Origin of the sequence: Prevotella sp. P5-92 (assembly GCF_002251245.1) — a bacterium.
Taxonomy (GTDB): domain Bacteria; phylum Bacteroidota; class Bacteroidia; order Bacteroidales; family Bacteroidaceae; genus Prevotella.
Genome location: NZ_NPJG01000068.1, coordinates 52,209 through 64,652, shown reverse-complemented (window position 1 = coordinate 64,652; position 12,444 = coordinate 52,209). Strand labels below are relative to the sequence as shown.

The following is a 12,444-nucleotide window of genomic DNA, read 5'->3' as shown; positions in this document are numbered from 1 at the left end:
TTGAGATATGAAAAAGATTTTCAACTACATATTGGCTGCCTCTTTTGGATTGATGGCAGCAAGCTGCTCCGACTTCCTCGACGAGCAGGTGCCACAGGGCACACTTGACGAGAACCAGGTGAAGGACCCTTCGCTCGTTGAGAGTACCATAATATCGGCATACGCCGGATTCACTCAGGGTGAGGACATTAACGGCTCGTTCTCAATGTGGAACTACGACGTGCGCTCTGACGATGCCTATAAGGGTGGTAGTTCTGTGAACGATGGTGACGTCTTCCACCAGCTTGAGGTGCAGAAGGGCGTGCTGACAACCAACTGGAATATCAGCGACATGTGGAACCGTCTGTACATAACCATATCGCGCGTCAATTCTGCCATCAGCGTGCTTGAGAAGTGTGACGACAGCTATGCCCTCAAGGACCAGCGTATGGCCGAGATGAAGTTCCTGCGCGCCTACAGCCACTTCCTCCTAAAGCGCCTCTTCAAGAACATTCCGTTTATTATGAACGCAAACCTCCAATACGAGGAATACAACACCCTCTCCAACACCGAATACACCAACGATGAGGCTTGGGGCATTATTGCCAAGGAACTGGAGGAGGCTTATGAGGTATTGCCGGTGAAGCAGACGGAGAAGGGGCGTCCCACAAAGGCTGCCTGTGCGGCATTCCTGGCAAAGGTATATCTCTACAAGGCTTATCGCCAGGATGATGCAATGAGCCATAAGGTGACAAGCATAAATACCGACGACCTTGACAAAGTCATCAAATACACCGACCCTGCAATATACGCTGCCGGAGGATATGCCCTTGAGGCCGACATACACAATAACTTCCGCCCTGAGGAGCAGTACGAGAACGGATGCGAGTCGATATGGGCAATACAATACTCACGCAACGACGGTTCGACATACGGCAATCTCAACTGGTCGAACGGCCTGATTTGCCCAAATATAGCAGACGTGACCGACGGAGGATGCGACTTCTATAAGCCATCGCAGAACCTTGTCAATGCTTTCCGTACCGATAACAGCGGTCTGCCTCTTATCGACAACTTCAACCAGAAGGACTACGACATGACAGCCGACAATGCCGACCCGCGCCTTTTCCTCACAGTGGGAATGCCAGGCTTGCCATATATGTTCAACCAGGACTATATCATGAACCGCACTTCCAACTGGAGCCGTTCAGGCGGATTATATGGCTACTATGTCACGCTAAAGCAGAACGTCGATCCGGCCCTAATCGGCCAGTATCTCATCAAAGGCTCTTTCTGGGCAACCAGCATGAACCGCATCGTGTTCCGCTATGCCGACGTGCTGCTTGAGCGCGCTGAGGCTTTGGCACAGCTTGGAAAGACTACGGAAGCAATAGCTCTCGTAAACCAGATACGCTCTCGTGCCGCAAGCAGTACACAGATGATAGGCAACTATCCGTCAAAGTATGGCGTGAAGTTCTATTGCAAGAATTACACCGGTTCCTACGATAAGGAAAAGGCAATAAAGATTGTGAAGATGGAGCGCCGGTTGGAGCTTGCAATGGAGTCGGAGCGTTTCTTCGACCTCGTGAGATGGGGCGAGGCTGCACAAACCCTCAATAGCTACTATGCGGCAGAGAAGACTAAATGCACCGTCTATGGCGAGGCTGAGTTCACCGCCGACAAGGGCGAATACCTGCCTATACCATTTGCACAGGTGGCTGCCTCTAACGGATATTACACTCAGAACATTGGTAACTGGTAAAACGAACAATATTATTATGAAGACAAGAATAAACAATATCATATCTGCATCATTCATCTTCCTGATGATGATGTGCATGGTTGCCTGTACAGATGACAATGTCAGCGGGCTCCAACTTTCGGGCGACTGCACGATTGAGGCTTTGACTCTCGATAACTATGAGGGCAAGGTGGATTTTAACTCACGTACCGTAACCGTGAACTTGCCAGAAACATACGACACAAGGGCAATGATTGTGACCGAACTTCGCCTTTCAGAGGGCGCAAGCGCTAATGTTCAGAAGGGACAGACCGTGAACATGGAAGGCGCACAGAACATACACGTGACAAACGGCGACTTGTTTCTCGACTGGAAACTGGTGGCAAAGCGCGATGAGGCCAAAATCTATTCGTTCATTGTAAATGAGGTGTATAATGGCATCATCGACCAGAGTGCCAAGACCATCACCGTTTATGTTCCCGGCGGTGTAGATATAACTGCTCTCGTTCCTTCCGTCGAGTTCAGTGAAGAAGCAGTGTGCCAGCCGCTCAGCGGTGTGCCCCAGGATTTCACAAATCCAGTTGTCTATACCGTTACCAACGGAACAGCTCAGGCACAATATACGGTAAATGTCTTTGCCATCGACAAGCCAAGAGCAGTGTTTGTAGGTAATGTGCCGACTATGAATGAACTTGACCCCGAAGCAAAAGAAGCTTGTTCATGGATGTTGGCAAACGTAGAGAAGTCTTTATACGCTTCATTCGCCGACATACAGATGGAGACCGTAGATCTCTCTGAATGTAAGGTGATATGGTGGCACTTCCACTACGATGGTGGTGTTGACGGACATGACCAGTTTGTGACTAAGGCCCCGTACGCCATCGACGCCAAGAACCAGTTGCGCACGTATTATGAAAACGGAGGCGCTTTCTTCCTTACTCGTTATGCCACCAATCTCCCGTCGTTCATCGGTGTCACGGGCGACGACGAATGGACTACTCCTAACAACTGTTGGGGACAGAACGAGGCTGATGCAGAACTTTGCGGAGGACCTTGGGACTTTAAGATGTACAACGGACAGACAGGCCATCCTCTATGGCAAGGACTTGTGACTGGAGATGACCCTAACGCGGTATATACAACGGATGCAGGCTACCATATAACCAACTCCACGGCACAGTATCATATCGGCAACGACTGGGGAGGATATGACAACCATGCAGCATGGGAGGCACGCACAGGCGGTAAGATTCTCGGTGTCGGCGGCGACGGTTCTGTTGTGGCATGGGAATATCCTGCACACGACGGAAAGGGCGGTATCGTCTGCATCGGTTCAGGATGCTACGACTGGTATTCCTACACATTCGAGGCTGGCTATACTGAGAAATTCCATAAGAATGTCTCTATCATCACCCAGAACGCTTTCAACTATCTTACAAAGTAATATCTTAAACGATTAATATATATGAAACCAATGATAATTTCAACAATAATGATTGCTGCACTTACAATGACAGCTTGCAGCGATGACAGTTTTGCTGGCGACCCTGCAAAGGACTGGTCGGCAACAACCGAATGCTTCACTCCGACAGAGGAAAGCGGCTACAACACATACTGGAAGCCTGCCATTGGCAGGGTGGGCGACCCTATGCCTTTCTACGACAAGAAGGCGGGCGACTTCAAGGTGCTCTATCTGCAGGAGTTTGACAACAATGATGCCTGGTGCTATCATCCCATCTATGGCGTATCGACAACAGACGGTGCCAACTATCAAGGCTTGGGGGAGATTCTCCCTATGGGAAAGTCGAAGGATGAACTTGACGCAGCCTTGGGAACAGGATGCGCCGTGTATAACGAAAGCGACGGACTGTACTACATATATTATACTGGCCACACCACACGCGAGGTGGTGATGCGTGCCACGTCGCCCGACTTCAAGACATGGACCAAGGACAGGGAGTGGATACTGCGCGGTTCTGACAACGGTTATTCCGACGTTGACTTCCGCGACCCGCAGGTGTTCCAGGACGACAACGGACTGTGGCACATGATCATTGCAAGCAACCTGAAGTTCGCCGAATATACATCGGAGAACCTGCGCGACTGGAAATACGACGGACAGTTCTCGTGTATGATCTGGGATCGTATGCTTGAGTGCCCCGACATCTTCAAGATGGGCGACTGGTGGTATATGGTATATAGCGAGGCATACCGCAGTGACTGGAGCCGCAAGGTGAAATATATGATGGCGCGCTCGTTGGACGAACTGAAGAAGTGCTTCAACGAAGGACCGAAATGGCCTGCCGACGACAAGGAGGGAGTGCTCGACACTCGCGCTTTCTATGCCGGCAAGACTGCCTCTAACGGCACCGACCGCTTTATATGGGGATGGACTCCTTATCGCACCGGTACCACCATACACGACAAGAATATTGCAGTGGGGGCTGAAAGCGAACCAAACTGGTCGGGTGCATTAGTGTGCCACAAACTCATACAACATGCCGATGGTACTCTCTCTGTCGGTGAGGTGCCGGCAATGGCTGACAAATATGGCGTTCAGACCGAAGCGAAGGTAATGGCATCGGAGAACTATTCTTCTGGCACTATCAACGGCAACGGATATGTACTTTACAGTCGCCTTGGCTATCATAATCACATCTCCTTTGTGGTGACGGCAGGAGAGGCTGACAAATGGGGCGTTTCGTTTGTGCGTGGCACCGACGCTACGAAATACTATTCTCTCGTGGTCAATCCGGAATGGGAAAACGGCCGGCGCAAAGTAAACTTCGAGCAGGAAGGCGCTGAAGGCAAGGGATTCATCGTAGGAGCCGACGGATACATCTTCCCACGTCCTGCCGACAATACATACAAGGTTGACATCTACACTGACAACTCTGTCGTGGTGATGTATATCAATGGTGAATACGGCACTACGCAGCGCATCTACGGCTTGCAGAAAAACTGCTGGTCTGTGAACGGCTACGGAGGCAATGTCACTGTCAGTGATGTTAAGGTAAGCAGTTATTAATTTGAAATTAAGAACAGAATGAACAAAAGCACCCGTATAACCGCAATGATGTTTTGGGCTTTATCGCTCTTTGGTAGTGTCACGCTCGAAGCCCAGACGTTCACTGCGCAAGCATTGGAGCAAACCATTGTCACTCCTGCACAAGAGGGGAGATATTTATGGTTGCCTATACAGGAGTCTGCCCCGGAAGGCAAGCTTCAGGTCATCGTGTCTAATGTGGCACAAATGGAGCAAAACGTACGCTTTGCCCGCGAGAAAGTCGATTACTATGTGGCACTCGACATGCAACCATGGCTTGGTGCTAAAGGCTTGTCGGTTGTCATCCAGAATGTGCCAAAGGGTTCTGTATGCTTCAGTAAGATAAAGCAGAACGACGACAAGCAGTATATGCTCATCCCTGAGAAATACAGACCATCATACCACCACGCTCCCGAGCGTGGATGGATGAACGACCCCAACGGACTGTTCTTTAAGGATGGTGTATGGCATCTGTATTATCAATATAATCCGTATGGCTCCATGTGGGGCAATATGCATTGGGCACACAGTACATCGACGGATTTGGTGCATTGGCAGCAACAGCCTGTCGCACTTGCTCCCGACGCCTGGGGGACGATGTTCAGCGGCTCGTGTGTCGTTGACCACAATAATACTGCCGGTTTCGGCAAGGATGCCATTATATCCATGTACACGTCAAGCCGTCCCACTCCTTTTGGAGGCGATGTCCAGGCTCAGTGTATTGCCTATTCCAACGACGGAGGCAAGACTTTCACAAAGTACGTTGGCAATCCGGTCATAACCGATGAAAAGAAAGATTTCCGCGACCCTCACGTCTTTTGGAACGAGGAGGCAGGATTCTGGAACATGATTCTCGCCGCAGGTCAGGAGATGCAGATATATTCTTCTGCAAACTTGAAGGACTGGAAGTATGAAAGTTCTTTCGGGCATGAGTATGGCAACCACGGTGGTGTGTGGGAGTGTCCCGACCTTATGAAAATGAAGGTTCGCGGCACCGACAAGGAGAAATGGATGCTTATCTGCAACATCAACCCTGGTGGACCTTTCGGCGGTTCTGCTACACAATATTTTATCGGCGATTTTGACGGACATAAGTTCACCTGCGAGGATGACCCCTCTGAGACAAAGTGGATGGATTATGGCAAGGATCACTATGCTACCATTACATTCGACAACGCTCCCGAGGGCAGACATGTAGGTATCGCTTGGATGAGCAACTGGCAGTATGCCAACCAGGTACCTACAAAGCAGTATCGTTCTGCCAATTCTATCGTTCGCGATTTTGGACTCTTTGAATATAAGGGTGAGACCTATTGCAGTATCACTCCAGCCAAGGAGATGCTGGCAGCGCGTGGTGCCCGTGTGAGTCAGCCTACCGAGGCTTGCGAGATTGTCGTTACCGTCAAGGGTGATGCCCAGATTACCTTGAGCAATGCCAAGGGCGAGAGTGTAGTGATGACCTACGACGACGAGGAAGAGACATTCGACATGGACCGTCGCCGCAGTGGCAATATTTCATTCAGCGACGCTTTCCCTGTTGCGACGTCTTCTCCCACCTATGGCAAGGTGCGTCAGCTTCGCATTTTCGTTGACCGTTGCAGTGTTGAGGCCTTCGATGGCGACGGAAAGATGTGCATGACCAACCTTGTTTTCCCGAGCACTCCTTATGACAAAATCACAGTGAAAGGCAAGGCGAAGGCTGCAATATATAAGATTAAGACCCAAAATTGATACAAAATATCAGAAATATGTTGCATTGAACGAATTTTATACGTCTCTGCAACATATTTTAAAGCCTACATAATTAAATGACTGTAATTTTGCGCTCGGAAAACAGAAACAGACAAGAGAGTCTTGAAAATAGTTTTTGCATAAGCTCAATATTAGTAAGTTTTTTAGTTATTGATTTAGGTTTTATTTTAGGTTTTATTTTAGGTTTTATTTAGGTTTTGGTTAGATTTATTTCGGTTTTTGATTTGATTAATTTATGATTTGGTCTTTTGGGGTAGAGAGATTGTTTTTCAGGATAACATATCAAAAAGAGTGAACAATAATAAAATAGAATAAATAACATTGTAATAATGAGTAATACAAATAAGATGGCAATCGTACCCGTGATGCTTTGCTTCTTCGCCATGGGTTTCGTCGATTTGGTCGGCATTGCCTCTAACTACGTCAAAGAAGACCTTCAACTAAGCGACTCCGTAGCGAATGTACTACCGTCGTTGGTATTCTTTTGGTTCCTGATATTCTCGGTGCCCACAGGAATGTTGATGAACCGCATAGGCCGCAAGAAGACGGTCCTTCTCTCCCTGATAGTGACAGTTGTATCACTTCTGTTGCCATTGTTTGGTGAGAACTTCCCCCTCATGCTAGTGTCCTTCTCTCTTCTCGGCATCGGCAACGCCTTAATGCAGACATCCCTCAATCCCCTGGTGTCTTCAGTAATCCAGGGCAACCTTGCCTCTACGTTGACCTTCGGCCAGTTTGTCAAGGCGATCGCCTCTTTCCTGGCTCCTTATATCGCGATGTGGGGTGCGCTTGCCACCATCCCGAGTTTCGGTATGGGCTGGCGTATCCTTTTCCCCATATACATGGTGATAGGCATCCTTGCCTCACTTCTTCTAGCCTCCACACCTATCAACGAGCCTGCGCCCGAGGGCAAGGCATCCTCTTTTGTTGACTGTGTTAAGTTGCTCTCCCGCCCCATCGTCCTTCTTTCCTTCATAGGCATCATGTGTCATGTTGGAATAGACGTGGGTACCAACACCACCGCGCCTAAGATATTGATGGAGCGCCATGAGATGACTCTCAACGACGCCGCCTTCGCCACCTCGCTTTATTTCATCTTCCGTACCATCGGCTGCTTGACAGGCTCGTTCTTCCTGCGTGTGATGAGCAACCGCCTGTTCTTCATCATCAGTGTCGTGATGATGGCACTCTCGATGATAGGTCTTGCCTTTGGCACGTCGAAGGAGATACTCTATGTCGCCATCGCCCTCGTTGGCTACGGTAACTCCAACATCTTCTCACTGGTGTTCACCCAGGCACTGCTCTCCGACAAGTCGCGTCAGAACGAAATCAGCGGCCTTATGATTATGGGACTTTTCGGCGGAACCGTCTTCCCGTTGTTCATGGGCTTCGCCAGCGATGCCATGGGTCAGGCAGGAGCAGTGGCAGTAATGGCACTTGGTGTCATCTACCTCTTCACTTACATATCGAAAATAAAAACATCTAAATAACGTATATATGGACAACAGAATAATAGTAGGATTAGGCGAGGCACTATGGGACTGCCTCCCCGAAGGAAGAAAGATTGGCGGTGCACCAGCCAACTTCGCTTATCATGCGTCGCAGTTTGGTTTTGACTCTTATGCGGTAAGTGCCGTGGGCAACGACCCATTGGGCGACGAGACAATAGAGGCTTTGAAATCCAATGGCCTGAAACTCGAGATGCCACGCGTGGATTTCCCCACCGGCCAAGTGCAGGTGACACTTGACGAAGACGGTGTTGCCACCTACGACATCAAGGAAGGTTCGGCATGGGACAACATTCCGTTCACTCCTGAGATAGAGGCGTTGGCAAAGCAGTGCCGTGCCGTGTGCTTCGGTTCATTGGCACAGCGCAACAAGGTTTCGCGCGACACCATCTATCGTTTCCTCGATGCCACCCCTAAGGACTGCATGCGTATCTTCGACATCAACCTCCGTCAGAACTTCTACTCCAAAGAGATTATCCAGGAGTCGCTGAAACGTGCCAATGTGATGAAGATAAACGACGAGGAACTGGTCATCATCGGTCGGATGTTTGGCTATCCAGGGATGGATTTCGAGAACAAGTGCTGGCTCATCCTCGGCAAGTACAATCTCGACATGCTCGTGCTCACCTGCGGTGTCAACGGCAGTTATGTCTTCTCCAAGGGAGCCATGAGTTATCTTGAGACCCCGAAGGTGGAAGTTGCCGATACAGTAGGAGCCGGCGACTCGTTCACCGGTTCATTTGTTGCCTCCGTCCTTGCAGGTCAACCCATTGCTGAGGCTCACCGCATCGGTGTTAATGTAAGTGCTTATGTCTGCACTCAGAATGGTGCTATGCCAGTGATTCCCGAGGAATTGAAGAAATAACAATTGTAATTGTTTTATTGATAAAGCCTGTCGTATTATTATTACGGCAGGCTTTTGTCGTATATAAGTGGCACATTATTTGAATTAATTACAAAACGTATAATTTGTGATATTTTAACGCAAAACATTTGGTATTACGGATTATATTTCATACTTTTGCACCATGAATTTGATTTATGGAGATACCAATGCGCAGATTATCTCACGAATGGGGAGTAACTGCAAGCGTTATCGCATTGCCGCCAATCTCACACAACAGGAATTGGCTGACAATGCGGGTGTAGGCATTGCCACAGTAAAAAACTTCGAGAATGGAAAGTTGCGTAATGTAACCCTAGAATCCTTGTTGAGGATTATGAGGGCTATTGGCATTTTAGAACAAATCGAGGGAGTGCTCCCCGAGTTACCCCTGTCGCCATTTGAAATGGAGGACATACAAAAGAAACTAAAGGGGAAGCAAAGGCAGAGAGTCAAACATTAAGGAAAGGGATGAGTATGAATAACGTTTTGAAAATCACACTATGGGGGTATGATGTTGGAAGATTGGTATGGGACGACAAGGAGAGAAGAGCGTTTTTTAGCTTCTCGCCGTCGTTCCTGTCAACTGGATATGACATTGCCCCATTGACTGCATCTATCAGCAAACCGTATCTTCGTCAAGGTGGAATATACAAGGGCAACATACAACAGAAGATATATAAAGGGTTGCCGGAATTTCTTGCAGACTCGCTACCTGACCGCTGGGGTGAAAGTCTTATTTCAAGATGGCAGCATGAAAATATGCCCGACGTGAAATTCACTCCAGTTGATGCATTGGCGTTTATGGGTAAGCGTGCTATGGGGGCGCTGGAGTTTGAACCATGTTTCGACCAATGGGGTGCTCCGGTAGATTTGGAATTGTCCTGTCTTTATAAGATAGCAGATGATATTCTCAACGAAAGGTCAGTGGCGGTGGATAATCTGAATAGTGCAAGTATGCAGAGTCTGTATCTCGTTGGTACATCAGCCGGAGGTATGCAGCCCAAGGCAATTATTGCCATCAACGAGGATGACGGCACAGTGAAATCCGGGCAAGTCCACCTTGAGGGCAATTTTAAGTATTTTATTTTAAAATTTGACAGAGTCGGGCATTTTCCATATACTCTAATGGAAAAGACTTATTATGATATGGCTTTGGCGTGTGGAATAAAGATGATGCCATCAAGGCTGATTACTATAGATGGGCATAGCCATTTTATCACTGAGCGTTTTGACAGGGTTGGAAATGACAAATTGCATATCCAGACACTTGCTGCCTTATCTCCTGACGCAGATTGTTATGAGGACTTGATGAAGACTGCCCGTCTGTTGAGAATACCGGACAACGAGCTGACGGGAATCTTCCGCATAGCCGCATTTAATGTTTTTGCGGCAAACGTTGACGATCATAACAAGAACTTCTCATTCTTGATGGGAAGAGATGGACATTGGCATTTTGCTCCTGCATACGACTTGAACTTTACGATAGATTTGCATGGTTCGCCTCTGTATCATCGCCATGAATTGACGTTATGCGGCAAAGACAGGAAAATCACCCGTGACGATATTCTCAGGTTTGGTGACGACTCCTGCATCAGAAATGCATCTTCTATCATTGATGATGTAGAATACGCCGTGAGTCATTTCCCTGACTTTGCCGCAGCCAATGGCATTGACAGAAAATTCATCGATGAGATTGGCGGATACTTAATTGGACAAAAATGAAGTGTTTTTGTAAACCTGTCCATATGTTTTAACGAAAATTGATAAGAAAACATACGATAACTCTTGTTGTTTGGATAAAAATGTGTGACTTTATATAAAAACTCGGTATTAAAACGTGCAAGACTATGTATATAAGGAAGATAGAATCGGTATCTTTTTCATAACTTACCCATGCTTCCATACCCTTTTTTATGACATATTTTGGGTATATTCTTTTGTTCTTTTCATACGTATTATCCCCATTTATTAGTAATTAGTCTCCAAATTTCACTAAATTTAGGTATTGCTAAATTAGTGAAATATATCTACCTTTGCACCGAATTTTAGCAATAATAGATAATTACGATTGAATTAAATGATGAAAAGAACATTTTTAGGTTTTATTATTCTGACTTGTGCCACAGCGGCCTCCCTGGCGCAGACAGCGTCATCAGATAGTGTCGCACAGCGAGGCAAGAGTAGCCGACTTAGTGTGGGAGGCTATGGTGAGGTGGCTCTTACACGCAATTTTTATAGCGACAATGTATATCGCTATAGCGACCCGAAGAAGTATGCCAACGACCCGAGTCACGGACGGTTTGACATACCTCATGCTGTGATTTATCTGAGTTATGACTTCGGTAAGGGATGGCTTATGTCATCGGAGATAGAGTTTGAGCATACCGGTACGGGATGCGCCCAGGAGAAGGAATTCTCCGAGGGTGGCGAGTGGGAACAGGAGATTGAGAAAGGTGGCGAGGTGGAACTCGAACAGTTCTGGATTCAGAAGACTTTCTGCAAGGAGTTTAACGTGAGGGTGGGACATATCATTATACCCGTCGGTCTGCTCAATGCCCACCACGAACCACTCAACTTCTTTACCGTTTACCGCCCCGAGGGTGAGGGCACTATCCTTCCTTCCACATGGCATGACACAGGATTTAGTCTTTGGGGACGTTCGGGCGATTTCCGCTATGAGTTGCAGATGATAGCCGGACTTGATGCCTTTCAGTTCAATCGCGAGAACTGGGTGCAGAATGGTGCCGGTTCGTCGGCGGAGTTTAAGGTGGCCAACAAATATGGCTTTGCCGCCCGTGTGGATAACTACACCATTCCCGGAGTGCGCATCGGAGTGAGTGGCTATTACGGCAAGGCGATGCACAACTCCTTCCCCCACGACCTTGAGGGCGACAAATATAATTCGGCAGGAGAATATGAGGGAGAAAAGCAATATAATAACATAAAAGGTGTGGTGGCAATAGGTGCATTAGATTTCACCCTCAATCGCAACAACTGGATTGTGCGTGGCAATCTCGATTATGGATATGTGGGCGATGCCGCCACGATAAGTAGCATTAAGCGCAATCTCACTGCCAACAATGCCCCGTACAAGAAGACTCCCGTAGGCAAGAATGCCCTGGCTTATGGAGTTGAGGCTGGCTACAATGTTTTCTCGCAGATTGACAGGATGAAGAAGGATAATCAGAAATTCTATGTCTTCGGACGCTACGAATATTATAATTCCTATATCCCTTCTGCCGAACAACAGCAATATGAATACACTAAGAAAAACCGTATGGCTGTAGGTGTCAACTGGATGCCTGTTCCGCAGGTGGCGGTAAAGGCTGAATACTCCAAGCGTTTTCTCAATAGCCAGTATAACGACGAACCGTCGGTCTCGATAGGAGTGGCTTATCAGGGATTCTTTTTATAAATGAATTAAGTTTCGCATGTGCTCAACTCTAAGAAGTTAAGGAAGTTAAAGAAGTTAAAGACAATAGTCTTTTCGCTTCCTTTCGGGAGTTTTCTGGGCTTTGACATACGTCTTTAA

The 12,444-nt window shown here is 47.7% G+C and carries 9 protein-coding genes; all 9 read left to right on the top strand.

Features of this window, described 5'->3' with window-relative positions; all coding sequences use genetic code 11:
* Positions 1–7: 7 nt before the first annotated feature.
* The 9 genes from CIK99_RS06965 to CIK99_RS06925 all read left to right on the top strand — a co-directional run bounded on the left by CIK99_RS06965 (position 8) and on the right by CIK99_RS06925 (position 12,327).
* Positions 8–1,741: a RagB/SusD family nutrient uptake outer membrane protein gene (locus tag CIK99_RS06965; RefSeq protein ID WP_094380813.1), complete on the top strand. Its 1,734-nt coding sequence runs from the start codon at positions 8–10 to the stop codon at positions 1,739–1,741.
* A gap of 16 nt (positions 1,742–1,757) precedes the next feature.
* Positions 1,758–3,164: a DUF4960 domain-containing protein gene (locus CIK99_RS06960; RefSeq protein ID WP_094380812.1), complete on the top strand. Its 1,407-nt coding sequence runs from the start codon at positions 1,758–1,760 to the stop codon at positions 3,162–3,164.
* Positions 3,165–3,185: 21 nt separating this feature from the next.
* Positions 3,186–4,748, top strand: a complete 1,563-nt coding sequence (locus CIK99_RS06955; protein ID WP_094380811.1) for a glycoside hydrolase family 32 protein — start codon at positions 3,186–3,188, stop codon at positions 4,746–4,748.
* Positions 4,749–4,766: 18 nt separating this feature from the next.
* Positions 4,767–6,497, top strand: a complete 1,731-nt coding sequence (locus CIK99_RS06950) for a GH32 C-terminal domain-containing protein (RefSeq protein WP_254047747.1) — start codon at positions 4,767–4,769, stop codon at positions 6,495–6,497.
* A 350-nt stretch (positions 6,498–6,847) separates the two neighbouring features.
* Positions 6,848–8,008, top strand: coding sequence for an MFS transporter (locus CIK99_RS06945; RefSeq protein ID WP_094380810.1), 1,161 nt, complete (start codon positions 6,848–6,850; stop codon positions 8,006–8,008).
* Between the two features lie 7 nt (positions 8,009–8,015).
* Entirely contained in the window at positions 8,016–8,891 is an 876-nt protein-coding gene (locus tag CIK99_RS06940) for a carbohydrate kinase (protein WP_094380809.1), read from the top strand.
* Positions 8,892–9,054: 163 nt separating this feature from the next.
* Positions 9,055–9,372, top strand: coding sequence for a helix-turn-helix domain-containing protein (locus CIK99_RS06935; RefSeq protein WP_094380808.1), 318 nt, complete (start codon positions 9,055–9,057; stop codon positions 9,370–9,372).
* A 14-nt stretch (positions 9,373–9,386) separates the two neighbouring features.
* Positions 9,387–10,634 (top strand): type II toxin-antitoxin system HipA family toxin, encoded by a 1,248-nt coding sequence (locus tag CIK99_RS06930; RefSeq protein ID WP_158215933.1) that lies wholly within the window; start codon positions 9,387–9,389, stop codon positions 10,632–10,634.
* A gap of 355 nt (positions 10,635–10,989) precedes the next feature.
* Positions 10,990–12,327 (top strand): hypothetical protein, encoded by a 1,338-nt coding sequence (locus CIK99_RS06925; protein WP_371590995.1) that lies wholly within the window; start codon positions 10,990–10,992, stop codon positions 12,325–12,327.
* Positions 12,328–12,444: the final 117 nt, after the last annotated feature.